A 24,264-nucleotide genomic window follows, 5' to 3' on the forward strand; every position below is an offset into this window, starting at 1 on the left:
GCGAAAGGAACCACGGGGGATGTGGAACCACCTGTTCGTCCTGTCGGCCGCGCTGGTCGCGCTCGCCCTCACCGCCGTCTCCGTCTTCAACCGGCGCAGCCGGCGGGTCACCGACCCGCAGGGCCTGCCCGGGCGCGGCCAGTCGCTGTTCGAGGTCGCCTTCCTGTCCGGCGGCCCGGCCCGGGTGGCCGACACCGCGCTGGTCCGGATGGAGCGCGAGGGCCGGGTGGTGGTCTCCCGGGCCCGCCGGGTCACCGTCACCGCCGACCGGACGTCCGACCCGGTCGAGCGCGTCCTGGTCACCGCCGTCGGCGGCCGGGCCGGACGCGACCTGTCCGTGCTGCGCGCCTGCGTGATGGGCAGCCCCGAGGTGCAGAAGATCGGCGACGGGCTGGCCGCCCGCGGCCTGCTGCGCGACCCGGCCGCGCTGCGGGCCGCCTGGCGGGCCCGCCGGCTGCTGGTGCTGGCGCTGCTCACCACGCTCGTGCTCGGCGCGGTCTCCACCTCCCGGTGGCTGAACGGGCCGGAGTGGGAGTCCACCGTCCCGCCGTTCTTCCCGTACGGGGTGCTGGTGCTGTTCACGCTGGTCAGCCTGGCCGCCACCAGCCCCGGGAAGAACCGGATCACCCCGGCGGGCCTGCGCCAGTTGGAGCTGGTCCGCGGCAGCGTCCCCTGGCGGCCCCGGGAGGTGGAGGCCGCGCACGCCGAGCTGGTCGGCGCGTTCGCCCTCGACGGCGTCGCCGCGCTGCGCGAGCCCGGGCACCGGGCGCTGCGCGAGGCGATCACCGGCCCGTCCGCGTCCACCCGCACCGGCCGGAGCTCCGGGCGTTCCGGTTGGAGCACCGGGACGTCCCGCCCGGAGGAGGTCGCGGCCGGGTACGGCGCCGGCGCCGTGCTCTGGTGCGGGACGCCCGCCTCCTCCTGCGGCTCGTCCGGCCACTCGGGGAGCCACTCGGGAGGGCACTCGGGGGGCTCCCACCACTCCTGCGGCGGCTCCTCCTCGCACCACTCCTGCGGGGGTTCCTCGCACTCCTGCGGCGGCTCGTCGAGTTCCTGCGGCGGCTCGTCGAGCTCCTGCGGCGGCGGCGGTTGCGGCGGTTCCTGAACCGACCGGCGAGTCACAGTTCGGTATCGCGGCCCGGGTACGTGTTCCGCTCCCGGCGCGCACGGGACTAGAACAGCAAGCATGTGGGTGTTGCTGCTGATCCCGTCCTGTGCCGCCGCGGTGCTCTCCTGCCTCCGGCTGGTACGGGTCGCCGCGATCGCGGACGCCCTCGCCGGGAACGCCCCGCAGCACCTCCCCCGGTCCGCGGGCGTCGGTCTGTACGAGACCGCGTACCTGGCCGGCGGCCCCGCCCGGGTGGTCGACCTGGCCCTGGTCAGGATGGCCGGGGTAGGCCGCCTGCACCTCGCCCACACCGGCTGGACCACCGTCGTCGACCCGCGCGGCCGCGGCCGCCTGGAGCGGGCGCTGATCGGCGCGATCGGCCCCGAGGGCCAGTGCCGCACCGCCCAGTTGAAGGCCGCGCTGGCCGCGCACCCGACCGTCCGCGACATCGGCGACCGGCTGACCTCCGCGGGGCTGGCGACGCCGGCCGTCGTCCGCGAGCACGCCCTGCGGGCGGTCCGGCAGGTCCGGTACGCGCTCGTCGGGGCGGCGGCGATGCTGCTGCTGACCGTCCTGCTCACCGCCCCCGACGGCACCGCCGCCCGCACTGCGGTCGCCTGGTACGCCCTCCCCCTGGTCCTCACCGGTGGCACCCTGCTGATGGCCCGGGTCGACGTCCACGCCTACACCGCGTGGGCCGCCCCCGCCGGCCAGACCCTGCTGCGCGCCCTCCCCTGCCGGCACACCCCCGCCACCGACGACGACCTGCTCACCGCCGTCGCCATCGCCGGCCCCGCCGCCGTCCAGGACCCCCGGCTGCGCGCGGCGCTCGGCTCGTAGGCGGACGAGGCGCGGCACCGGGGGCCCGGACCCGCCGTTCCCCGAGCCCCTGGTTCCCCTAGGCCCTGTCCGGCCGATCTTGCCGGGCGCCCGACGCCGGGCATCCCGCCTGGAAGCACCGGCGAAACACCCGAGTACATCCAGTACGAGGGCGTTCCGCCGGCACTCCCAGCCGGGCGCCCAACGCCGCGCGCTGATCCGACAAGATCGACCGGACAGGACCTAGTACAGACCGGCCAGCAGGTCCGCGACCGGCTTGCGGCGGCCGGTGAAGAACGGGACCTCCTCGCGGACGTGCAGGCGGGCGCGGGAGGGGCGCAGGTCGCGCATCAGGTCGACGATGCGGTGGAGCTCGTCGGCCTCGAAGGCGAGCAGCCACTCGTAGTCGCCGAGGGCGAAGGAGGCGACGGTGTTGGCGCGGACGTCGGGGTAGCCGCGGGCCATCATGCCGTGCTCGGCGAGCATCGCCCGGCGCTCCTCGTCGGGGAGCAGGTACCACTCGTAGGAGCGGACGAAGGGGTAGACGCAGACGTACTCGCGGGGCCGCTCGTCGGCGAGGAACGCCGGGATGTGCGACTTGTTGAACTCCGCGGGGCGGTGCAGCGCCATGTTGGACCAGACCGGCTCCAGGTGGCGGCCGAGCCCGGTGCGGCGGAAGCGGTTGTACGCCTCCTGGAGGTCGTCGGAGTCCTCGGCGTGCCACCAGACCAGGATGTCGGCGTCGGCGCGCAGGGCGGACACGTCGTAGGTGCCGCGGACGACGACGTCCTTGGCGGCGAGCTGCTCGAAGAGGGCGTCGACCTCGGCGGCGAGGCCGGTGCGGTCCTCGGGGAGGGCGTCCTTGAGCTTGAACACCGACCACATGGTGTAGCGGATCACCTGGTTGAGGTCGCGGGCCTTCTTCTTCACGGGCTGCTCAGTGCTTTCGGTCATGAGCCCATTGTCCCTTCCGAGTGGGTGCTGCCGGTGCCGGGGGTGAGGTGTTCGGCGGCGCGCCGGGCGCCGGCGATGACGGCGGGGATGCCGACGCCGTCGTACGCGGCGCCGCAGACGGCGATCGCGCCGAGGGCGTCGAGGCGGGCGCGGATCCGGGCGACCCGGTCGAGGTGGCCGACGGGGTACTGCGGGAGTCCGTTCCGCCAGCGGGTGACGGCGTGGTCGTACGGGGTGGCGCGCAGGCCGACGGCGGCGCGCAGGTCGGCGAGGGAGCGGGCGACGAGTTCGGCGTCGTCCAGGTCGAGCGCGGCGTCCTCGCGGTGGCGGCCGAGCGAGGTGCGCAGCAGGAAGGCGTCGGGGGCGGAACGCTCCAGCCAGCCCCACTTGTTGCTGGAGAAGGTGGACGCCTTGATGCCGCGCCGGTCGACCGGGGGGACGAGGAAGCCGCTGCCGGCGAGCGGGCTGTCCGCGAGGTCGGCGCGGCGGAAGGCGAGGGTGACCAGGGCCATGGACGCGTACTCGACCTGCCGGAGTTCGGCGGCGGCGCCGGGGGCGTCGGCGTCGAGCAGCGCGGCGGCCTGCGGGGCGGGGACGGCCAGCACGACGGCGTCGGCGGCGAGTTCGCGTCCGCCGGCGGTGATCCGCCAGCCGTCGGGGGTGCGGCGCAGGGCGTCGACGGGGTGGCCGGCGAGCAGTTCGGCGCCGTGCGCGCGGTCGTGGGCGGCGACGGCCTCGGGGAGGGTGCCGAGTCCGCCGTCCAGGCCCTGGAAGACCGGTCCGGTGGCGGTGGCGCGGCCGGCGAGGTCGCGGATGGCTGCGGTCAGCGAGCCGCCCCGCCCGGCGAGTTGGAGCAGCTGCGGGACGGCGGCGCGGATCGAGATCTCGTCGGCGTGCCCGGCGTACACGCCGCCGAGCAGCGGTTCGACCAGCCGGTCGACGACCTCGCGGCCGAGCCGGTCGGCGATGTAGCGGCCGATCGGGGCGTCCTCACCGAGTTCGGCGGGCTGCTCGTGGCGGGCCCGTTCCAGGCCCTCGGGGGTGAGCACGCCGGAGGCTTCCAGCGCGTCCAGGTCTCCCGGCACACCCATGAGTTGGCCGCCGGGCAGCGGGCGCAGGCCCTCCCTGGTCCAGATCGCGGCCTTGGCGGTGGTGGGCGGTTCGAGCCGTTCGCCGAGGCCGACCCGGCGGGCCAGTTCGACCGCTTCGGGGCGGCGGGCGAGCATCGACTCCGCGCCGAGGTCGACCCGGACGCCGCCGACCTCGCCGCCGCGCAGTTTCCCGCCGAAGCGCGTCGACGCCTCCAGCACGGTCACCCGCACCGCCGCGTCCCCGAGGAACGCGGCGGCGGCCAGGCCCGCGATCCCGCCACCGATCACCACGACGTGAGGTTTCGCCATGTCGATCAGTCTCCCAGCCCTTATCCGGATCGCCCGGATCGCCCCCGCGCGCCCCGAGACCGGCGCGAGTCCGCGACGTGACCGATCCGGTACCGCGGGTGCGGGTCCGCCCCGGGGGCCGCCGCGTCACAGTCGCGTGGGGGTGGGCGACCGGCCCGCCCCGGAACACGGGGAGGGTACGGAATGGACCTGCGGGTACGCAGAGCGGGCGCGGCCGGGGCGGTGGCGGCGGTCCTGCTGCTGGCCGGGTGCAGCGCGAGCTCCGACGGCACGGCGTCGTCGGGCGCCCCGGCGGTGGCGGCCCAGGACGGCGGCCGGGCGGCGGGGGCGGCCGCGGGGGCGGCCGCTCCCGGCAAGGGCGGCACCGCCCCCGGAGCCGGCGGCAGCGCGGACGCCCCGGGCGCCGCCGGCTCCGGGGACGCCACGGGGACGGACGGCCGACCTGCGGCGGCCGACCGCCGGATCGCCTACCAGGCGCAGCTGACCGTGCAGGTCGGTTCCGTGGACGAGGCCCGCGCCAAGGCCGTCGACCTGGTCACCCGGGCGGGCGGGTACGTCGCCGGGGAGGAGCTGCGCGGCGGCAGGGACGACACCGCGCAGTCCACGCTGACCCTCAAGGTCCCGTCCGCGTCCTACCAGGGCACCCTGGACGGGCTCGGCGCGCTCGGCAAGCAGCTCGGCCTGACCAGCAAGGCGGACGACCTCACCCAGCAGATCGCCGACGTCGACAGCCGGCTCAAGTCGATGCAGGCCAGCGTGGACCGGGTGCGGGCGCTGATGGCCGACGCGAAGAGCCTGTCGGAGGTGGTGTCGCTGGAGAGCGAGCTGACCCGCCGCGAGTCCGACCTGGAGTCCCTGCAGCGCCAGCAGCAGGGGCTCTCCGCCCGCACCTCGCTGTCCACCGTGACGCTGGACCTGGTGACGCCCGCCCAGCGGCACGCCGCGCCCGAGAAGAGGGCGACCGGCTTCTGGGCCTCGGTCGCCCGCGCCCTGGCCGCCGGCTGGCACGCCCTGGTCGCCCTGCTCCGCGCCCTCCTGATGGGCCTGGCCGCCGTCGCCCCCTTCCTGCTGCTCCTCGCCCCGCTCGCCTGGCTGCTGCGCAGGCGCCTGCGCGCCCGCCCGAAGCCCTCCCCCGTCCCGCCCCGCCCGACGCACGTCCCGGACTCCGACGGCGGAACCGACTCCTGAAGGCCGTCCCGCCTGGCCGGGGCCGGGGCCGGGCGGGGGCGCCGGTCAGCCGGAGGCGACGTCCGGTCCCTCCCCGTCGGGACGGGCCGGGGGCCCGGCGGGGGCCTCCCGCTCCGCCTCCTCCCGGAGGCGGCGGCGCTCCCACGCCTCGGCGGCCGCCTGCTGCTGCCGGCGGATTTCGCCCCGGCGCAGTTGGCCCGCGACGAACAGCGCGAAGGTCGCCAGCGGCATGATCAGGCCGGCGAGCGACCAGTCGTGGCCGAGGACGCCCGTGGCGAACACCCACAGGACGCCGACCCATCCGAGCAACAGGAACAGACCGCTCATGACACCCCCCGTCATCCAACGTAGCCAGTCGGCGGCGTCCCGTAAACGGCCTGGACGCAGAACGGCTGCCCCGGGTCAACGGCCTTCCGGTGCACGGCCCTTGGCGGCGCGCGGGTCGGGCGGGCCTCCGGGGCGGTCGCCACTGCCGGTGGTGCCGCCCGGACTCGGGGATCGCGCCCACCCGGGCGTGGCCGCCGCGTTCCGCCCGGTGGCGGGCCGCTCCCCCGCCCGGGAGAGCTCGCGGCTCAGCACCTCGCCGTGGTGCCCGGTGCCGAGCCCGGGGGACTCCGGGCGGCCCGCGACGGCCTTCCCGCCGCTCGCGGCTCCCCGCCCCGCCCTCCCGCCCGCCGGGCGGGAGAGCGGGCTGCCCGGCTCCCGCTAACGGGCTTCCACCGCACGGCCCCTGGTCGCCCGCAGGGCCGCCAGCACCGCGCAGGGGACGGTGATCAGCGCGCAGAGCAGGGCGGTGGCGGCGAGGGCGGCCCAGGGCAGGGTGAGCGGGACGGGGGCGCCCTGCCGGTGGAGGGCGGCGTCCATGGTGGCGAGGGTGGTGAGGGTGGCGGCGGTGCCGAGCAGGGCGCCGACCGCCGTGACGAGGAGCGTCTCGGCGGCGACCAGCCGCAGGACGTGGCCGCGGGTGGTGCCTGCCAGGCGGAGCCGGGCGAGTTCGCGGCGGCGGTCGGTGGTGGTGGTGAGCGCGGTGTGGGCGAGGGCGATGGCGGTGTAGAGCAGGGCGAGGCCCAGGACGGCGGCGATCCGGCGGATCCGCCGGGGGTCGTCGGCGGAGTAGTGGGCGTCGAGCCAGGCCGCGCGGGTCTCGGCGCGGGCGCCGTGGCTGCGGGCGAGCGCGGTGACCGCCTCCCCGGCGGCGCCGCGGACGTCGATCCGGTCGGTCCGGGCGCCGGGCGCGTTGCGCGGGGTGACGTAGACGGGGTTGATGCCCGTCCCGTCGCGCAGCACGGCGGCGACCCGCAGCTCGCGCCGGGCGCCGTCCGCGAGCACGACCCGCACCCGGTCGCCGACCTGCGGGTTCCCCCACTCCTCGGCGAGCACCACGCTGTCGTCGTCGAGCGTCGCGGGGTCGCCGGCGGCGACGGGCAGCCGGGTGGTGGCGGCCAGCGCGGCCGGGTCGGCGACGGCCCGGCCCTCGGCGCGGACGACCGTCCCGTCGCCCTCGACGACCGCGAGCGGCGTCGCGGCGCTCGGCGAGACGACGGCCCCGGGCAGCGACCGCAGCGCGGCGGTCAGCGGGTCGGCGCCGTCGGCGCTCCCCCGGCCGGGGGTGAGGACGAGGTCGGCGGCGACCGTGCTCCGGGCTTCGGCGGCGCGGGCTTCGGCGACGGTGGCGGGGGCGCCGACCAGGGTGCCGGCGAGGGCGACGGCGAGCAGGACGGGGGCGGTGGTGGCGCCGGTGCGGCGCAGGCCGCCGAGCGCGGCGGCCCGGACCAGCCGGGGCGGGCGGTGGGCGGGGGCGGTGAGCAGCCGCAGCAGCGGGCGGGCCAGCACGGGGGAGAGCAGGGCGGTGGCGGCGACCAGCAGCATCGGCTGGAGCGTGTAGGTCTTGCGGTGCAGCAGTTCGGCCGGGTCGCCGGCGAGCGCGACGGCCACCACGGCGGCGTACCCGCCGAGCAGGGCGAGGCCGCACAGTCGGCGGCCGGTGGTCATCACCTCCAGGTCGACGTCGGCTTCGCGGAGCGCTTCGAGCGGGCGGACCCGGCCGGCCCGCCGGGCGGCGAGGGCGGTGCCCGCGAGGGCGATCAGCGGGCCGGTGCAGAACGCGGTGACCAGCGGCCACCCGGGGGTGTCGATCCGGAAGCCGACGGGGGCGAGCCCGGCGGCGCTCAGCGCGTGCGCGAGCAGCGGGGCGGCGGCCCGGCCTAGCGCGCAGCCGGTGGCGGCGGCGAGCAGGCCGAGCAGCAGGGCCTCCAGCAGGACGGCGCGGGAGAGCTGCCCCCGGGTGGTGCCGGCGAGGCGGAGCAGGCCGAACTCGCGGCGGCGCCGGGCGACCGCGTAGGAGAAGGTGGACGCGACCACGAACCCGGCGGTGAACAGGCTGACCCCGCAGGTGGTGCCGAGTTGGGCGATCAGCGCGGTGCGGTCCTCGCCGGGCGGCAGTCCGGTGCTCGCGGCGAGGCCGAGCAGGGTGGAGGCGATCAGCGCGACGCCGAGGGCGAGTGCGGTGAACGCCCCGAGCAGGGCGGTCCGTCCGGCGTACAGGGAGCGTACGGCGATCCTGGTCAGTGCGGTCGTCATGGTGCCCGAGCCAACCGGTCGGCGGCCGTCCGCGCAGTGGGGGACGGTCCACCGTGAAGAGTGGAGACAGCTCTACCGACACGGGCCGGGGATGCTCCTAGGGTGGGGACCGTCTCGTGGAAGGGGGTGCCCGATGTCGGACTGCTGGCAGGCACTGCGTCGGCCGGGGTTCCTGCGGTCGGCCTGGCCGTGGCGCTCGGCGGCGTACCTGCTGGTCTGCGGGCTGGCGGGGGCGGTGCTGTGCGTGGTGCTGCTGCTGTGGGCGGCGGTCGGCGGGGCGCTGTCGGTGCTGCTGGTGGGGGTGCCGCTGCTGGCCGCGCTGCCGCTGGCGGGGCCGGTGTTCGGGGCGTGGGAGCGGCGGCTGCTGCGGCTGATGGGCGGGGCGCCGGTGGCCGATCCGCACCGGGTGCCGGAGGGCCCGGGCCTCCAGGCGTGGCTGCGCGCCCGGTACGGCGAGGCGGCGACGTGGCGGGAGGCCGGCGGGGCGGCGCTGTCGGCGTTCCTGCTCTGGCCGCTGGAGCTGGCGGTGGTGGCGGGGTCGCTGCTGTTGCCGGCCTGGCTGGTGGCGACACCGCTCCGACTGGCCCTGGACGGCGAGCAGGTGAACGTGCTGAAGGTCTGGCAGCTGCACGACCCGGGCCCGGCCTGGGCGGTGACGGCGGCGGGCGCGGTGCTGCTGGCCCTGGCGGGCTATCCGCTGGCGGTGGCGGCGGGCGCCCGGGCGGCGCTGGCCCGGCTGCTGACGGGCGGTCAGGAGCGGGTCGGCGAGCTGGTCCGCTCCCGGGCCCGGCTGGTGGACGCCTTCGAGGCCGAACGCCGCCGGATCGAACGGGACTTGCACGACGGCGCGCAGCAGCGGCTGGTCGCCCTGTCGATGTCGCTCGGCCTGGCCCGGCTGGACGCACCGCCGGGCGGCCCGCTGTCCCGCCGCCTGGCGGCGGCCCACGCCGAGGCGGACGCGGCCCTGGCCGAGCTGCGCGAGCTGGTGCACGGCATCCACCCCCGCGTCCTCGCCGACCGCGGCCTGCCGGACGCCTGCGCGGACTTGGCGGACCGCTCGGTGCTGCCCGTCGCGGTGGACGTCTCGCTGCCGGGCCGGCTGCCCGCCGCCGTCGAGTCGGCGGGCTACTTCGCGGTCGCCGAGGCACTGGCGAACGCGGCCAAGCACGGCGGCGCGTCGGCGGCCCGGGTGCACGGCCGCTGGTCCGGCGGCCGCCTGCTGATCGAAGTCTCCGACGACGGCGCGGGCGGCGCGGACCCGGCCGGCGGCACCGGGTTGACGGGGCTGGCCGACCGGGTCGCGGTGGTGGACGGCAGACTGTCGGTCAGCAGCCCGCCGAACGGCCCGACCCTGCTGCGTGTGGAGATACCGTGCACCCCGACGACCGACCCCCGCTCCGGCTCGTCCTCGCCGAGGACTCCGTCCTCCTCCGCGAGGGTCTGATCGGCCTGCTGGAGCGCTTCGGCCACACCGTCGCGGCGGCGGTCGGCGACGCGGACGCCCTGCTCGCCGCCGTCGCCGAGCACCGCCCCGACCTGGTCCTGACCGACGTCCGGATGCCCCCCGGCCTCAGCGACGAGGGCCTGCGCGCGGCCCTGCGCCTGCGCGCCGAGCAGCCGTCCCTGCCGGTCCTGGTCCTCAGCCAGTACGTCCAGCGCTCGTACGCGGCCGACCTGCTGGCCAGCGGCGACGGCTCGGGCGTCGGCTACCTGCTCAAGGATCGGGTCGGCCACGTCGAGGAGTTCCTGGCCGCGGTGGACGCCGTCGCCGCGGGCGGCACGGTGGTCGACCCCGAGGTGGTCCGCCGCCTGCTCGCCCGCCGCCGCGACCCGCTGGAACGGCTCACCCCCCGCGAGCGCGAGGTCCTCGAACTGATGGCCCGGGGCTGCTCGAACGCGGAGATCTGCCGCCGCCTGACGGTCTCGGAGGCCGCGACCGCCAAGCACATCGGCAACATCCTGCTCAAACTCGACCTGCCCCCCGCCGAGGACACCCACCGCCGCGTCCTGGCCGTCCTCGCCTACCTCGGCGAGGAGGGGTAGCCGACCGGGGAGGCGGGGACGGTCCCCCGCCTCAGCGGGCGCTCGCCTCGTGGACGAAGGCGACGAGCCGGGTGAGGGCGTCCGGGTCCATGGTGGGCATGACGCCGTGGCCGAGGTTGAAGATGTGGTGGCTGCCGCCCAGGGCCTGCGCGGCGTGCAGGACTTCGCGGGCCTTGGTCTCGACGACGTGCGTGGGGGCGTAGAGAACGGCGGGGTCGAGGTTGCCCTGCAGGCCCTTGCCGGGGCCGACCCGGTTCGCGGCCTCGTCGAGCGGGACGCGCCAGTCGACGCCGACGATGTCCGCGCCGGCCTGGCCCATCAGGCCGAGGAGTTCGCCGGTGTTGACGCCGAAGTGGATCCGCGGGACGCCGTAGGGCTCGACCGCGTCGAAGACCTTCGCGCTGGCGGGCATCACCGAGCGGCGGTACTCGTCGGGGGCGAGCGCGCCCGCCCAGGAGTCGAAGAGCTGGACCGCGGCGGCGCCCGCCTCGATCTGGATCTTCAGGAAGGCGGAGGTGATCTGCGCGAGCCGGTCGACGAGCTCGGCCCACAGCTCGGGCTCGCCGTACATCATCGCCTTGGTGTTCTCGTACGACTTCGAGGGCCCGCCCTCGATCAGGTAGCTGGCCAGCGTGAAGGGGGCGCCGGCGAAGCCGATCAGGGGGGTGGCGCCGAGCTCGGCGACCAGCAGGCCGACCGCCTCGGTGATGTAGGGCATGTCGTCGGGTTCGAGCGGGCGCAGCCGCTGGAGGTCGGCCCTGGTGCGGATCGGGTCGGCGATGACCGGGCCGACGCCGCCCTTGATCTCGACGTCGATGCCGACCGCCTTGAGCGGGACGACGATGTCGGAGAAGAAGATGGCCGCGTCCACCTTGTGCCGGCGCACCGGCTGCAGGGTGATCTCCTTGACCAGGTCGGGCCGCATGCAGGCGTCGAGCATCGGGACGCCCTCGCGCACCTTCAGGTACTCGGGCAGCGAGCGGCCGGCCTGCCGCATGAACCAGACGGGGGTGTGCGGCACCGGCTCGTTGCGGGCGGCGCGCAGGAAGACGGAGTCGTACGCGGCGCCGCGGGGCCGCTGACCGGACTGGGCTGCGGGGGTCTCACTCACGGGTCACATCCTCGCACGGGGCGGTGCGCTCCCGGCCGAGCGGCTGCCGCGGGCAGGCAAAACGGACACCTCGGACGACGGCCGGCCGGGCCGCGCCCACGGCCTGCTCCATTTCCGGGTTTTCGGCACGCCGGAGGTACGAAAGTGCTCGGCTTGCGGGTCCGCGCCGCCTAGGCTTCCGGTCATGGCAGCGGTCGGCGGGCAATCCGCACAGGGTGGAGGAACGGGCAGGGAGTCGGCGCCGATCGAGTTCCGCGACGCGGTCGAGGCGCTGACCGGGGCGCGGCTGCGTCCCGAGGTACGGCTGTCCCCGCAGCCCGCCCCCCGCCGGCTGGCCCCGTACGCCTTCGCGCTCTCCGCCTCGGTCGAGGTGGACGGCGAGGAGTTGGCGGACGGCACCCTGGTGCTGCTGCACGACCCGTCGGCGCCGGAGGCGTGGAACGGGGACTTCCGGGTGGTCACCATGACCAGGGCCGAGCTGGAACCGGAGATGGCGGGCGACCCGCTGCTGTCCGAGGTCGGCTGGAGCTGGCTGATGGACGCGCTGCAGACGCACGCCGCCGGGCACGCCGAGCCGTCCGGCACGGTGACCAGGTGCCACTCGCAGTACTTCGGGGCGCTGGCCGAGCGCGGCGCGTCCACCGAGATCGAACTGCGGGCGTCCTGGACGCCGGCCGACCGCCGCTTCGAGCGCCACCTGGCCGCCTGGGCCGACCTGCTGTGCGTGTGCGCGGGGCTGCCGCCGTCCGCGCCGACGCCGCTGCCGGCCGACGGGCCGGGCGCGCTGGGCGGGGTGGTGCCGATGCCGGCCCGCCGCCGGCCGCGCAACTCGCACTGACCCCGCCGGCTCCGCCACCGGCCGCCGTCGGCCGTCACCAGTCACCACCGGCCGTCACCGGCCGCCGCCCGCTGAGCGGCCGTCAGGCCCCGCAGACACCCCAGGGGGACAACCCGGCCTCCGGGGCCCGGTGCCACCCGCAGGACTGACGGAGTGTGACTTCGAGCGCGCTCTCGGTCAATTACCTGCGCGTTCACGATCGCCGTGGCGCCCATATCGATCGAATCTGTGCGATTTCCAAGCATGTCGTACCGGTCATCTGCGCGATTTGTCCGTATTGTTACTCACCAGATCGTGATCACCCGCTAAAGCCGGGCACGGTTGATGCCGAAGGTGTCAGTGACCCTTTCCAGACGCGGAACGCTCCGACCGCCCCCTCGGGGTTCGTCCGCCACTCCCCCCGGAGGCCTCAGGTGTCGGTCCTTCTCGAGCACCCCGCAAGCGTGGTCGCCTACCGTCCGACGAAGCCCACCGCCATGGTGGTCATCGCAGATCCCCGGGTCCGGAACACGGTCACCCGGCACCTATGGGCGCTCGGTGTCCGCGACGTCATCGAGGTCTCCTCGATCGCCGAGGCCCGTCCGCGGGTCGCCACCCCGCGCGACATCTGCATCGCCGACGTGCACCTGCCCGACGGTTCCGGCCTGACCATCCTGGCCGAAACCCGCGCCGCGGGCTGGCCCAACGGCCTGGCGCTGTCCGCCGCCGACGACATCGGCGCGGTCCGCTCGGCGCTGGCCGGCGGCGTCAAGGGCTACGTGGTGACCGGTACCCGCACCAACATGCCGATGCCCGGCCGCCCCGGCCTGCCGATCGGCGCCGGCCTGGCCGGGCGGATGCGCCGCCCCGGCATCCCCGGCCACCACCACCCCGGTGCGCCCGGCCACCACGGCGCCCCCGGCCAGCCCGGTGCCGCCCCCGGCGCCCCGGGTGCGCCCGGCGCCCAGCCGTCCGCCTACCGCGAGCTGTCCGGCCGCGAGGTGGAGGTGCTGCGGCTGGTCGCCGAGGGCCAGTCGAACAAGGCGATCGGCGTGGCGATGGGCCTGTCGGCGCTGACGGTGAAGAGCCACCTGGCGCGCATCGCCCGCAAGCTGGGCACCGGCGACCGGGCCGGCATGGTGGCGGTGGCGCTGCGCACCGGCATCATCCACTGACCCGCATCTTCGCTGGTGGCGGCCCGGAGGAACGTTTCCTCCGGGCCGTCGCCGTACCGATCCGACGCCCGGCCGGCGCCTCCCGACGCCCGCCAGATACCCGCCCGATACCCGCCCGGCACCCGTTCGGGCCCGCGCCGCCCGGAACCCGTGACGGCCCGTCAGCGGGCCCGCGCCCCGGACCGGGCCCGCCCCCGGGCGCGCCGCCGCCCCGGACTGGCATATGTCCGAACATCGTCCGACCAGTCAGACAACACTCCCGGCGGCGACACACGACGTACCCTTGGGGGGTGACCGACGCCGTAGCCTCCATCCCCGAAGAGACCGCCCCGGTTCCGCTCCTCGAACCCAGGGACGGACTCCCACCGGTGGTGTCGGACGAAGCGGCCCTCGCCGCCGTCGTCGAGGCCTTCCGCGGCGGGACCGGGCCGGTCGCCGTCGACGCCGAACGGGCCTCCGGCTACCGCTACGGCCAGCGCGCCTACCTGATCCAGCTGCGCCGCCAGGGCGCGGGCACCGCGCTGATCGACCCGATCGCCTGCCCCGACCTGACCGGCCTGAACGCGGCGCTCGCCGACACCGAGTGGGTCGTGCACGCCGCCACCCAGGACCTGCCCTGCCTGTTCGAGGTCGGCATGCACCCCGGCACGCTGTTCGACACCGAGCTGGCCGGCCGGCTCGCCGGGTTCCCCCGGGTGGGCCTCGGCCCGATGACCGAGAACGTGCTGGGCCTGTCGCTGGCCAAGGAGCACTCCGCGGTCGACTGGTCCACCCGCCCGCTGCCCGAACCCTGGCTGCGCTACGCCGCGCTGGACGTCGAGGTGCTGGTCGACCTGCGGGACGCGCTGGAGGCCGAGCTCGACCGGCAGGGCAAACTCGACTGGGCCCGCGAGGAGTTCGCCGCGCTGGCCGCCGCGCCGCGCCCCGCCCCGCGGGTCGACCCCTGGCGGCGCACCTCCCAGCTGCACAAGGTCCGTCGCCGCCGGCAGCTGGCCGTGGTCCGCGAGATGTGGCTCACCCGGGACCGGATCGCCCGCGAGCGCGACGTCTCCCCCGGCCGGGTGCTGGCCGACGCCGCCATCGTGAACGCCGCGCTGGCCATGCCGACCAGCGCGCCCGCGCTGATCGCCGTCCAGGGCTTCGGGCCCCGGGTGAACCGGCGCCAGCTGGAGCAGTGGCTGGCCGCGATCGAGCGGGCCCGGGAGATCCCCGAGTCGGCGCTGCCGCCCGCGACCGCCCCGCACGACGGGCCGCCGCCGCCGCGCGCCTGGGCCGAGAAGGACCCGGTGGCCGCCGCCCGCCTGAGCGGCGCCCGGGCCGCCGTCACCGCCCTCGCCGAGCGGCTCCACCTCCCCGCGGAGAACCTGATCACCCCCGACCTGGTCCGCCGCGTCTCCTGGGAGCCCCCGGCCGAACCGGACGCCGACACCATCGGCCTGGCCCTGCGCGCCCTGGGGGCCCGCGCCTGGCAGACCGAACTGGTGGGGCCGGTGCTGGCGGAGGCGTTCCGGGAGGCGTCCGCGTAAGCCGGTCGGGGCCGGTCCGTCGTCCGGGTCACGTCCGCACCTCCTTGCCGGGCGTTGTTACTCGTGGGTAGATTGGTGGGCGTAGCGGCGCCGCTGGTGCGTGCGCTCATCGTCATGTCCCCCTGGGAGGAGAGCCCCCGTGCCTCGTACCGCGAGGGACGTCGTCTTCGTCGACGGCGTCCGCACCCCGTTCGGCAAGGCCGGCCCGAAGGGCATCTACCACGAGACGCGCGCCGACGACCTGGTCGTCAAGTGCATCCGTGAGCTCGTCCGCCGCAACCCGAGCCTGCCCGTCGAGCGGATCGACGAGGTCGCCGTCGCCGCGACCACCCAGATCGGCGACCAGGGCCTGACCATCGGCCGCACCGCCGCGCTGCTCTCCGGCCTGCCGAAGTCCGTCCCCGGCTACGCCATCGACCGGATGTGCGCCGGCGCGATGACGGCGGTCACCACCACCGCGGGCGGCATCGCCTTCGGCGCGTACGACGTCGTGGTGGCCGGCGGCGTCGAGCACATGGGGCGGCACCCGATGGGCGAGGGCGTGGACCCGAACCCGCGGTTCGTCTCGGAGAAGCTGGTCGACGAGTCCGCCCTGTTCATGGGCATGACCGCGGAGAACCTGCACGACCGCTTCCCGCACATCACCAAGGAGCGCTGCGACGCGTACGCGGTGCGCTCGCAGGAGAAGGCCGCCAAGGCGTACGCCAACGGCGACATCCAGCCGGACCTGGTGCCGATCGCGATCCGCAACACCAACCCCGAGATCGGCGAGACCGGCTGGGGCCTGGCGACGGTGGACGAGCCGCTGCGGCCGGGCACCACGATGGAGTCGCTGGCCGGCCTGAAGACCCCGTTCCGCCCGCACGGCAACGTCACCGCGGGCAACGCGGCCGGTCTGAACGACGGCGCGACCGCCTCGCTGCTGGCCGCCGAGGACGTGGCCCGCGAGCTGGGCCTGCCGGTCAAGATGCGCCTGGTGAGCTACGCCTTCGCGGGCGTCGAGCCCGAGGTGATGGGCATCGGCCCCGTCCCGGCGACCGAGAAGGCGCTGGCCAAGGCCGGTCTGACCATCGAGGACATCGGCGCGTTCGAGGTCAACGAGGCCTTCGCCGTGCAGGTGCTGGCCTTCCTGGACCACTACGGCATCGCGGACGACGACGAGCGGGTCAACCCGTACGGCGGCGCGATCGCGTTCGGCCACCCGCTGGCCTCCTCGGGCGTGCGCCTGATGACCCAGCTGGCCCGCCGCTTCGAGCAGCGTCCGGACGTCCGCTACGGCATCACCACCATGTGCATCGGCTTCGGCATGGGCGGCACGGTCATCTGGGAGAACCCCCACTTCGAGGGCGGTAAGTGAGCATGAGCACCACTGAACTGCTGCGGCGCGCCGCCGAACTGTTCCCCGGCGAGGTCGTCACCACCGCGCACGTGCGCCACCTGGACCTGCCGCTGCGGGCCGGCAAGCTGGCGCTGATCACCCTCGACAACGGCTTCGACCACACCAAGCCGACCACCTTCGGCCCCGGCTCGCTGGCCAAGCTCGCCGAGGCGCTGGACCAGGTCGAGGCGGAGGCGGCCGCGGGCGAGGTGGTCGCGGTCGCGATCACCGGCAAGCCGTTCATCTTCGCGGTCGGCGCCGACCTCAAGGGCGTCGAGCTGCTCACCCAGCACTCCGACGCGCTGGCCATCGGCAAGGGCGGCCACGACGTCTTCAAGCGGATCGCCGCGCTGCCCGTCCCGTCCTTCGCGTTCTACAACGGCGCGGCGATGGGCGGCGGCGTCGAGGTCGGCCTGCACTGCACCTACCGCACCGTCAGCGCGGGCGTCCCGGCGTTCTCGCTGCCCGAGGTCTTCCTCGGCCTGGTGCCCGGCTGGGGCGGCTGCACCCTGCTGCCGAACCTGATCGGCCCCGCCAAGGCGGTCAAGGTCATCATCGAGAACTCGATGGCCCAGAACAGGCAGCTCAAGGGCAAGGACGTGTTCGAGCTCGGCATCGCGGACGCGATCTTCGAGCCGGCCGACTTCCTGGAGCAGTCGCTGCTGTGGGCCGCCAAGGTCCTCACCGGCGAGGTGGCCGTCGAGCGCGAGGAGTTCGACCGCGGCAAGGCGTGGGACGACGCCGTGCTGTGGGGCCGCTGGGTCGCCGACGCCAAGGTGCACGGGGCCGCCCCGGCCGCGTACAAGGCGCTGGACATCATCCAGCAGGTCAAGGACGGCGACCTGCAGGCCGGCTTCGACGCGGAGGACGCCGCGCTCGCCGACCTGATCATGAGCGGCGAGCTGCGCGCCGGGCTGTACGCCTTCAACCTGGTGCAGCGCCGCGCCAAGCGGCCGTTCGGCGCGCCGGACAAGTCGCTGGCCCGCCCGGTCTCCAAGGTCGGCGTGGTCGGCGCCGGCCTGATGGCCTCCCAGCTGGCGCTGCTGTTCGCCCGCCGGCTGGAGGTGCCGGTGGTGCTCACCGACATCGACCAGGAGCGGATCGACAAGGGCGTCGGCTACGTCCACGCCGAGATCGACAAGCTGCTGGACAAGGGCCGGATCGGCAAGGACAAGGCCAACAAGCTCAAGGGCCTGGTCTCCGGGCACCTCGACAAGGCCGTCGCGTTCGGCGACGCGGACTTCGTCATCGAGGCCGTCTTCGAGGAGATGGGCGTCAAGCAGAAGGTGTTCGCGGAGCTGGAGGCGGTGGTCTCGCCGACCGCCGTGCTGGCCACCAACACCTCCTCGCTGTCGGTCACCGAGATGGCCTCCAAGCTCCAGCACCCCGAACGCGTGGTCGGCTTCCACTTCTTCAACCCGGTCGCGATCCTCCCGCTGCTGGAGATCGTCCGAGCCGAGAAGACCGACGACGCCTCGCTGGCCACCGCGTTCGGCGTCGCCAAGAAGCTGAAGAAGACCGCGGTGCTCGCCAAGGACGCCCCCGCGTTCGTGGTCAACCGGATCCTGACCCGCTTCATGGGCGAGATCCAGAGCATCATCGACGAGGGCACCCCGTTCGAGACCGTCGAGGCCGCGGTGAAGCCGCTCGGCCTGCCGATGTCCCCGATCGCCCTGCTCGAACTGGTCGGCCCCGCCATCGCCCTGCACGTCTCCGAGACGCTGCACGGCGCCTTCCCGGAGCGGTTCGCCGTCTCCGCGAACCTCGGCAAGGTCGTCGAGGCCGGCAAGCGCGGCTTCTACGTCTGGCAGGACGGCGCGCAGGTCCTCGACCCCGAGGTGCTGGCGCTGCTCTCCTTCGGCGACAGCGTCCTCACCGAGGAGCAGGTGCGCGCCCGCGCCCTGGAGGCCGTCGCCCAGGAGATCGGCCTGATGCTGGAGGAGGGTGTGGTGGGCGAGGCCCAGGACATCGACCTCTGCATGATCACCGGCGCCGGCTGGCCCTTCCACCTCGGCGGCATCACCCCGTACCTCGACCGCGAGGGCGTCTCCGAGCGCGTCAACGGCAAGAAGTTCCTGGCCCCCGGCCTGGCTTCGGTCCCCGCCTGACGCCTCACCGCGAACGCCGCCGGGCGGCACCCCTCCCCTCCCCGGGGCGGGGTGCCGCCCGGCGGCGTTCCGTGTGCTGCCGGTCTTCCGGTACGGAGGGGGCGGGGGCGGCGGGTGCCGGTCCTGGTGCGCGGGCGGTGGGACCGCCGGGGTGCCCGGAGCCGGTGCGTCCCGCCGTTCTCGGCTATCTGCCCTTGAGGCGGTAGATCACCGTGTCGCCGGTGACGCCGACGACCTCGTAGTAGGTGTCGAGGAGGCTGGCGATCCGCGGGACCTTGTCGGGCTGGTAGGGGGCGGTGCCGGAGTCGTCGACGAAGACCCGGGGGAGGCCGTTGGCGGTGATCTCGGTGTCGAAGGTCTGCCAGGCGTCGGAGACGGAGTACTCCTCGCCGACCTTCTCGGTGCCCTTGCCGCCGCTGAAGTTGGTGAGGAAGCCGGCGGTGAGGTAGCGGCTGGCGGGGCGGCGGTCGGCGAGCCAGTAGAGCTCGGGGTGCATGCCCCAGACCAGGACGGTGTCCTTGGGGGTGGTCTGGGCGGCGACGGCGGTGGCGACCTCGGTGGTCTGGGTGAGGCGCTGGCCGGGCCAGAAGACGGCGAGGGTGAGGAAGAAGGTGCTGGCGAGGGCGGAGTACGCGGCGACCGGGCGCCAGGGGACGGTGGAGGTGGCGACGGCGCCGACGCCGAGCAGGACCAGCGGGGGCATCAGCTGGAGGTAGTAGTGGCCGAAGAAGTGGAAGCCGACCGAGACCGCGATGACCGAGGAGAGCAGCCACACCCACAGGTCGGCGGTGGAGCCGCGCTCGGGGCCGCGGGCGGGGACGGGTCGGCTGCGGCGGCGCAGCCACAGGCGGTGGGCGTGGGGCAGCAGGAAGGCCAGCCCGGCGCTCATCAGGATCGCCGAGTTGCCGAGTGCCCGGCCGAGCATCTGCGGCCAGTTGTTGCCGAGCCCGGCGTAGTCGCCGGAGCCGGTGACGACCCAGAACAGGAAGCCCTTGGGCTTGGTGAGGATCGCGGCGACCAGCGCTATCGGCAGTGCGAAGCCGAAGCAGATCTTGGCCAGGGCCTGCGGCCAGCGGACGCCGCGGCGGCGGGTGTCCTGGAGGAGCATCCAGAGCACCGGGAGCATCACGGCGCCGCCGGTCTGCTTGGTGAGCGAGCAGAGGGCGACGGCGATGCCGGCGGCCAGCCAGCGGCGGCGCTCCGCGTAGCGGAAGGCGAGCACCATGGCGGGCAGCATGAAGACTTCGAAGGTGGCGGCCTGGGTGTCCTCCGGGGAGAGGCCGATGGACACCAGCAGGTAGAGGGCGCCGGCGTAGCGTCCGGCCCGGTCGCCCCAGCGGCCGCGGGCGATGGAGGCCAGCAGCACGGCGGTGGTGAGGTGGGCGCCGATCGCCAGGGCGCGCAGCGGCCAGAGCGAGACGGAGCCGAAGACCGCGAAGCAGGCCTCGTACAGCCAGGGCAGCAGCGGGGGCTTGCGGTCGACGACGGTGTCGTAGAGGACGCCGCCGTCGGCGAGCATCCGGGCCTGGGTGGCGAGGTAGCCCTCGTCGGGGCTCCACACCGGGCGGAGGAAGGAGGGCAGGTGGGTGACGGTGGCCAGGACCGCGAGCAGCGGGACCAGTCTGGTCCAGTACCCGGCGCGGACGTGCCCGTGGAGGCGGTCGGCGAGGGCACGTGGTCGGCTCGTTGCGGTGAGGGGCACGGATGACAACCTACCCGGCGCGCGCGGGCGCAGGCGCACCAGTCCGGGAATGAGTACGACGGTCGGACAATGGGCGCACCGCCGGGCGGCCGTTGCGGCTGCCGGGCGGTGCGCCCACGGAGGTTCCGGAGGGTCAGCTCCGGGCGAGTGAACGGGTGCTGACCAGTGCTTCGATCTTCTCCGCGACGGCCGGGCCGGTCAGCCCGATCTCGGCCATGATCTCGGCCCGCGAGGCGTGGTCGAGGAACTCCTGCGGGATGCCGAAGTCGCGCAGCGGGACGTCCACGTCGGCGTCGCGCAGCGCCTGGGCGATCGCGGAACCGACGCCGCCGGCCCGGCCGTTGTCCTCGACGGTGACCACCAGGCGGTGCTGGGCGGCCAGGCCGGGCAGGGCGGCGTCCACCGGCTTGACCCAGCGCGGGTCGACCACGGTGCTGGTGATGCCGCGTCCGGCGAGCAGTTCGGCGGCCTCCAGGCAGATCGGGGCCATTGCGCCGATCGAGACGATCAGCACGTCGGCGGCCTCGTCCGCGGTGCCGTCCTCGTGGCGGCGCAGCACGTCCATGCCGCCGACCTTGCCGACGGCGGGCACCGACGGGCCGACGTTGCCCTTGGAGTAGCGGACCACGGTGGGGGCGTCGTCGACCTCGACGGCCTCGCGCAGCTGCAGGCGGACCTGTTCGGCGTCGCGCGGGGCGGCCAGCCGCAGGCCGGGGACGACCTGCAGGATCGACATGTCCCACATGCCGTTGTGGGAGGCGCCGTCGGTGCCGGTGACGCCGGCCCGGTCGAGCACGAAGGTGACGCCGAGCCGGTGCAGCGCCACGTCCATCAGGACCTGGTCGAAGGCCCGGTTGAGGAAGGTCGCGTAGACCGCGACGACCGGGTGCAGGCCGTTGGTGGCCAGGCCGGCGGCGCACACCGCGGCGTGCTGCTCGGCGATGCCGACGTCGAAGATCCGGTCGGGGTACGCCTTGGCGAACGGGGCGAGTCCGACCGGGTGCAGCATGGCGGCGGTGATCGCGACCAGGTCGCGGCGCTCGCGGCCGAGCGCGACCATCTCCTCGCCGAACACCGACGTCCAGTCCTTGCCGGCGGTCTTCACCGGCAGGCCGGTGTCGGGGTGGATCACGCCGACCGCGTGGAAGCGGTCCTCGTCGTTGTTCTCGGCGGCGTGGTAGCCGCGGCCCTTCTCGGTGATGCAGTGCACGATGACCGGGCCGCCGAAGCCGCGCGCCTTGGTGAAGGCGGACTCCAGGGCCTGGAGGTCGTGGCCGTCGATCGGGCCGATGTACTTCAGGCCGAGGTCCTCGAACATGCCCTGCGGGGCGATGAAGTCCTTCAGGCCCTTCTTGGCGCCGTGCAGGGTGTCGAACATCGCCTGGCCGACCACGGGGGTGCGCTGCAGCGCGTCCTTGCCCCAGGACAGGAAGCGCTCGTAGCCCTGGGTGGTGCGCAGCGTGGAGAGGTGGTTGGCGAGGCCGCCGATGGTCGGCGAGTAGGAGCGCTCGTTGTCGTTGACGACGATGACGATCGGCAGGTCGCGGCTGTCGGCGATGTTGTTGAGCGCCTCCCAGGCCATGCCGCCGGTGAGCGCGCCGTCGCCGATCACGGCGACCACGGGGCGGTCCTTGTGGCCCTGGATCTTGTTGGCCTTGGCCAGGCCGTCGGCGTAGCCGAGGACGGTGGAGGCGTGCGAGTTCTCGATCACGTCGTGCTCGGACTCGGCCCGCGAGGGGTAGCCGGACAGGCCGCCCTTCATCTTGAGCCGGGAGAAGTCCTGGCGGCCGGTGAGCAGCTTGTGGACGTAGCTCTGGTGGCCGGTGTCGAAGAGGATGCGGTCGCGCGGGGAGTCGAAGACCCGGTGCATCGCGAGCGTCAGCTCGACCACGCCGAGGTTGGGGCCGAGGTGGCCGCCGGTCTTGGAGACCTCCTCCACCAGGAAGCCGCGGATCTCCTCGGCGAGCGCGGTCAGCTGCGCGGGCGTGAGTCGATCGAGATCGCGCGGTCCCCGAATGCGGGTCAGCAGGGCCACCCGTTCCTCCTCGTCCAAGTTCTCGCGCCCGCATGGGCCCGGAGGGCGTACGCCCCGCTTGAGTCTAATGTCCATTACCGGTCCGTAGTGCGGCGGGCAACCCGACCAGCTCTTCGGGTGGCCGGGCGCCGAACGCGCCGAACCGCGCGGCCGGCCCCTGGTATGGGGCGCGGCTCGCGCGGTTCGGGGTCGGGCCGGGGGTCAGCCGCGGCCGTGGGACTTCTGGGTGCGGCGGGAGACCGAGTCCAGGACCACCGCGGCGAGCAGCACCGCGCCGGTGATCATGTACTGGATGGCCTGCTGGGCGTGGACCATGTCCAGACCGGTGGTGATGGACTGGATGACCAGCGCGCCGAGCAGCGCCGACCAGGTCTTGCCGCGGCCGCCGAAGAGGCTGGTGCCGCCGATGACGGCGGCGGCGATGGCGCTCATCAGCACGTTGCCGCTGCCCAGCGCCTTGTCCGCGGAGCCCTGCTGGGAGGCGATGAACAGGCCGCCGAAGCCGGCCAGGCCGGCCGAGATCATGTAGACCGAGATCCGGACCCAGGCGACGTTGATGCCCGCGCGGCGGGCCGCCTCGATGCCGCCGCCGACCGCGAAGATCTGCCGGCCGTAGCCGGTGCGGCGCAGCACGAAGTCGCCGAGCGCGACGACGCCGACCAGGATCACCAGCGGCAGCGGCAGGCCGCTGTCCTGGTTGAGCATGTAGGCGGCGACCAGCACCACGACGCCGATCACGCCGGTGCGCAGCGCGATCTCGCTGACCGGGCGGGCGGGCAGGCCGGCCGAGGAGCGGCGGCGGGAGTCGAGCAGCTGGCCGCCGGCGAACAGCACGATGGTGACGATCGCGAACAGCCAGGCCCAGAGGATGTCGCCGTCGCCCAGGAAGTAGGTGTCCAGGTTGGCGACGACGCCGTCCATCGGGTTGTTGACGGTGCCGAGTTCGCCCAGGACGAGCATCTGGAGGCCGTTCCAGGCCAGCATGCCGGCCAGGGTGACGACGAACGCGGGGACGCCGATCTTGGCGAAGAAGTAGCCGTGCAGGGCGCCGATGGCGATCGCGGAGACGATCGCCAGCAGGATGGCGAGCCACTCGTTGAGGCCCTGGCGGACCGACAGCACCGAGGTGATGGCGGCGGTGGCGCCGGCCACCGAGCCGAGCGACAGGTCGATCTCGCCGAGCAGCAGCACGAACACCACGCCGACCGCGATCAGGCCGGGGCCCGCGATCCACTTGGTGATGTTGGTGAGGTTGTTGGCGTTGAGGAAGGTGCCGGTCTTGAACTGGAAGATCGCGGCGATGATGATCAGGCCGACGACCACCGGCAGCGAGCCGAGCTCACCGCTGCGGATCTTGCGGGTGAACTCGTCGAAGTAACCGGCCAGGCCCTCCTTGCGGACCAGCAGGCGCGGGTCGATGGCCGGGGGGGCCGTTTCGACCGGGGTCGTGGTGGTGGGGTCGGTGGTCACTTCGCTTCCTCCGCGATTCGGGCCTGGCGCCGTGTCACCGCGTTGTCGGTGGCGCCGGTGATGGCGGAGATGATCTCCTCGTGCGAGGTGGTGGCCACCTCGAAGCTGCCGTTGTTGCGGCCCAGGCGGAGCACCGCGACGGTGTCCGCGACGGCCTTGACGTCGGCCATGTTGTGGCTGATCAGGATCACGCCGAGGCCGCGCTGGCGGAGCCGCTCGACCAGGTCCAGGACCTGGGCGGTCTGCTCGACGCCGAGGGCGGCGGTGGGCTCGTCCAGGATGACGATCTTGGGGTCGCCGACCAGGGCGCGGGCGATCGCGACCACCTGGCGCTGACCGCCGGAGAGGCCCGCGATCGGGATGCGGACGCTGGGGATGCGGATCGACAGGGTGTCGAGGAGCTCGCGGGCGCGCTTCTCCATCGCGACCTCGTCCAGGGTGCCGAAGCGCTTGAGCTCGCGGCCGAGGAAGAGGTTGCCGACCACGTCGAGGTTGTCGCAGAGCGCGAGGTCCTGGTAGACGGTGGCGACGCCGAGCTGCTGGGCGTCCTGCGGGCGGTTGATGTTGACCGCCTTGCCCTCCCACTCGATGACGCCCTCGTCGATCGGGTGGACGCCCGCGATGGTCTTCACCAGGGTGGACTTACCGGCACCGTTGTCGCCGACCAGGGCGACGACCTCGCCCGCGTGGACCTCCAAGTGCACGTCGGTGAGCGCCTGGACGGCACCGAAGCGCTTGGAGACCCCGCGCAACGCCAGTACGGGTGCGCCTGTCACGTGAACCAACTCCTTGAGTCCCGTGCCGGACCTGACGTTTCCGGCACGGCCGTCCCGCGCGCCGGGCCGGGCAC

Annotated in this window: 19 protein-coding genes; 10 read left to right on the forward strand and 9 right to left on the reverse strand. The window is 74.5% G+C overall.

Annotation, left to right across the window (positions count from 1 at the left end; genetic code table 11):
* Window positions 1–19: 19 nt before the first annotated feature.
* Both OO48_RS03285 and OO48_RS03290 read left to right on the forward strand, forming a co-directional pair.
* Window positions 20–1,105: a TIGR04222 domain-containing membrane protein gene (locus OO48_RS03285; protein ID WP_033212615.1), complete on the forward strand. Its 1,086-nt coding sequence runs from the start codon at window positions 20–22 to the stop codon at window positions 1,103–1,105.
* A gap of 81 nt (window positions 1,106–1,186) precedes the next feature.
* Complete coding sequence (locus tag OO48_RS03290) at window positions 1,187–1,948, forward strand: TIGR04222 domain-containing membrane protein (RefSeq protein WP_033212617.1); 762 nt, start codon at window positions 1,187–1,189, stop codon at window positions 1,946–1,948.
* Window positions 1,949–2,170: 222 nt separating this feature from the next.
* Here OO48_RS03290 and hemQ read toward each other — a convergent pair whose 3' ends face one another.
* Together hemQ and hemG are read right to left on the reverse strand one after the other, a co-directional pair.
* Window positions 2,171–2,881 (reverse strand): hydrogen peroxide-dependent heme synthase, encoded by a 711-nt coding sequence (hemQ, locus tag OO48_RS03295; protein ID WP_033212618.1) that lies wholly within the window; start codon window positions 2,879–2,881, stop codon window positions 2,171–2,173.
* On the reverse strand, window positions 2,878–4,305 hold the full coding sequence (gene hemG / locus OO48_RS03300) for a protoporphyrinogen oxidase (protein WP_342449626.1): 1,428 nt from the start codon (window positions 4,303–4,305) through the stop codon (window positions 2,878–2,880). The genes hemQ and hemG overlap by 4 nt, the downstream gene beginning before the upstream one ends.
* A gap of 159 nt (window positions 4,306–4,464) precedes the next feature.
* Between hemG and OO48_RS03305 the strand changes: the two genes are divergently transcribed.
* Window positions 4,465–5,469 carry a DUF4349 domain-containing protein gene (locus OO48_RS03305; RefSeq protein ID WP_051731678.1) on the forward strand — a complete coding sequence of 335 codons (1,005 nt, stop codon included), beginning with the start codon at window positions 4,465–4,467 and terminating at the stop codon, window positions 5,467–5,469.
* Between the two features lie 45 nt (window positions 5,470–5,514).
* On the opposite strand, the gene OO48_RS03310 is transcribed toward OO48_RS03305, so the two are convergent.
* Both OO48_RS03310 and OO48_RS03320 read right to left on the reverse strand, forming a co-directional pair.
* The gene (locus tag OO48_RS03310; RefSeq protein WP_033212625.1) at window positions 5,515–5,796 is read right to left on the reverse strand and encodes a hypothetical protein; all 282 of its coding nucleotides are present in this window, start codon (window positions 5,794–5,796) and stop codon (window positions 5,515–5,517) included.
* 378 nt (window positions 5,797–6,174) lie between these two features.
* Window positions 6,175–8,049 (reverse strand): ABC transporter permease, encoded by a 1,875-nt coding sequence (locus OO48_RS03320; RefSeq protein ID WP_051731679.1) that lies wholly within the window; start codon window positions 8,047–8,049, stop codon window positions 6,175–6,177.
* 133 nt (window positions 8,050–8,182) lie between these two features.
* On the opposite strand from OO48_RS03320, the gene OO48_RS03325 reads away from it, so the two are divergent.
* Together OO48_RS03325 and OO48_RS03330 are read left to right on the forward strand one after the other, a co-directional pair.
* Window positions 8,183–9,493, forward strand: a complete 1,311-nt coding sequence (locus OO48_RS03325; protein ID WP_033212628.1) for a sensor histidine kinase — start codon at window positions 8,183–8,185, stop codon at window positions 9,491–9,493.
* Window positions 9,421–10,092 (forward strand): response regulator transcription factor, encoded by a 672-nt coding sequence (locus tag OO48_RS03330; protein ID WP_033212630.1) that lies wholly within the window; start codon window positions 9,421–9,423, stop codon window positions 10,090–10,092. The genes OO48_RS03325 and OO48_RS03330 overlap by 73 nt, the downstream gene beginning before the upstream one ends.
* Before the next feature lie 31 nt (window positions 10,093–10,123).
* On the opposite strand, the gene hemE is transcribed toward OO48_RS03330, so the two are convergent.
* Complete coding sequence (gene hemE, locus OO48_RS03335) at window positions 10,124–11,203, reverse strand: uroporphyrinogen decarboxylase (protein WP_033212632.1); 1,080 nt, start codon at window positions 11,201–11,203, stop codon at window positions 10,124–10,126.
* Window positions 11,204–11,387: 184 nt separating this feature from the next.
* Between hemE and OO48_RS03340 the strand changes: the two genes are divergently transcribed.
* The 5 genes from OO48_RS03340 to OO48_RS03360 all read left to right on the forward strand — a co-directional run bounded on the left by OO48_RS03340 (window position 11,388) and on the right by OO48_RS03360 (window position 18,207).
* Entirely contained in the window at window positions 11,388–12,041 is a 654-nt protein-coding gene (locus OO48_RS03340) for a DUF3000 domain-containing protein (RefSeq protein ID WP_033212637.1), read from the forward strand.
* A gap of 413 nt (window positions 12,042–12,454) precedes the next feature.
* Window positions 12,455–13,195, forward strand: a complete 741-nt coding sequence (locus OO48_RS03345) for a LuxR C-terminal-related transcriptional regulator (protein WP_033212639.1) — start codon at window positions 12,455–12,457, stop codon at window positions 13,193–13,195.
* A gap of 290 nt (window positions 13,196–13,485) precedes the next feature.
* Window positions 13,486–14,721, forward strand: a complete 1,236-nt coding sequence (locus OO48_RS03350) for an HRDC domain-containing protein (RefSeq protein WP_081951879.1) — start codon at window positions 13,486–13,488, stop codon at window positions 14,719–14,721.
* 139 nt (window positions 14,722–14,860) lie between these two features.
* A complete protein-coding gene (locus tag OO48_RS03355) occupies window positions 14,861–16,078 on the forward strand; it encodes a thiolase family protein (RefSeq protein ID WP_033212641.1) in 1,218 nt (405 codons plus the stop codon).
* A 2-nt stretch (window positions 16,079–16,080) separates the two neighbouring features.
* A complete protein-coding gene (locus tag OO48_RS03360; protein WP_033212642.1) occupies window positions 16,081–18,207 on the forward strand; it encodes a 3-hydroxyacyl-CoA dehydrogenase NAD-binding domain-containing protein in 2,127 nt (708 codons plus the stop codon).
* Between the two features lie 184 nt (window positions 18,208–18,391).
* On the opposite strand, the gene OO48_RS03365 is transcribed toward OO48_RS03360, so the two are convergent.
* The 4 genes from OO48_RS03365 to OO48_RS03380 form a co-directional block, all read right to left on the reverse strand.
* A complete protein-coding gene (locus OO48_RS03365) occupies window positions 18,392–19,909 on the reverse strand; it encodes an ArnT family glycosyltransferase (protein ID WP_033212643.1) in 1,518 nt (505 codons plus the stop codon).
* Between the two features lie 133 nt (window positions 19,910–20,042).
* Window positions 20,043–21,944 (reverse strand): 1-deoxy-D-xylulose-5-phosphate synthase, encoded by a 1,902-nt coding sequence (dxs, locus tag OO48_RS03370; RefSeq protein ID WP_033212644.1) that lies wholly within the window; start codon window positions 21,942–21,944, stop codon window positions 20,043–20,045.
* 201 nt (window positions 21,945–22,145) lie between these two features.
* Window positions 22,146–23,414, reverse strand: coding sequence for a sugar ABC transporter permease (locus OO48_RS03375; RefSeq protein WP_033212645.1), 1,269 nt, complete (start codon window positions 23,412–23,414; stop codon window positions 22,146–22,148).
* Window positions 23,411–24,199, reverse strand: a complete 789-nt coding sequence (locus tag OO48_RS03380; RefSeq protein WP_209439423.1) for an ATP-binding cassette domain-containing protein — start codon at window positions 24,197–24,199, stop codon at window positions 23,411–23,413. Before OO48_RS03380 ends, OO48_RS03375 begins: the two co-directional genes overlap by 4 nt.
* Window positions 24,200–24,264 lie beyond the last annotated feature (65 nt).

Source organism: Kitasatospora phosalacinea (assembly GCF_000716545.1).
Classification (GTDB): Bacteria; Actinomycetota; Actinomycetes; order Streptomycetales; family Streptomycetaceae; genus Kitasatospora; species Kitasatospora phosalacinea.

Bases quoted from the DNA above. Each gene is read 5' to 3' on its own strand.
- OO48_RS03305 (WP_051731678.1), top strand. From the start codon at position 4,465: ATGGACCTGCGGGTACGCAGAGCGGGCGCGGCCGGGGCGGTGGCGGCG.
- OO48_RS03290 (WP_033212617.1), top strand. From the start codon at position 1,187: ATGTGGGTGTTGCTGCTGATCCCGTCCTGTGCCGCCGCGGTGCTCTCC.
- hemQ (WP_033212618.1), bottom strand. From the start codon at position 2,881: ATGACCGAAAGCACTGAGCAGCCCGTGAAGAAGAAGGCCCGCGACCTC.
- OO48_RS03310 (WP_033212625.1), bottom strand. From the start codon at position 5,796: ATGAGCGGTCTGTTCCTGTTGCTCGGATGGGTCGGCGTCCTGTGGGTG.
- OO48_RS03340 (WP_033212637.1), top strand. From the start codon at position 11,388: ATGGCAGCGGTCGGCGGGCAATCCGCACAGGGTGGAGGAACGGGCAGG.
- OO48_RS03285 (WP_033212615.1), top strand. From the start codon at position 20: ATGTGGAACCACCTGTTCGTCCTGTCGGCCGCGCTGGTCGCGCTCGCC.
- OO48_RS03360 (WP_033212642.1), top strand. From the start codon at position 16,081: ATGAGCACCACTGAACTGCTGCGGCGCGCCGCCGAACTGTTCCCCGGC.
- OO48_RS03325 (WP_033212628.1), top strand. From the start codon at position 8,183: ATGTCGGACTGCTGGCAGGCACTGCGTCGGCCGGGGTTCCTGCGGTCG.
- OO48_RS03320 (WP_051731679.1), bottom strand. From the start codon at position 8,049: ATGACGACCGCACTGACCAGGATCGCCGTACGCTCCCTGTACGCCGGA.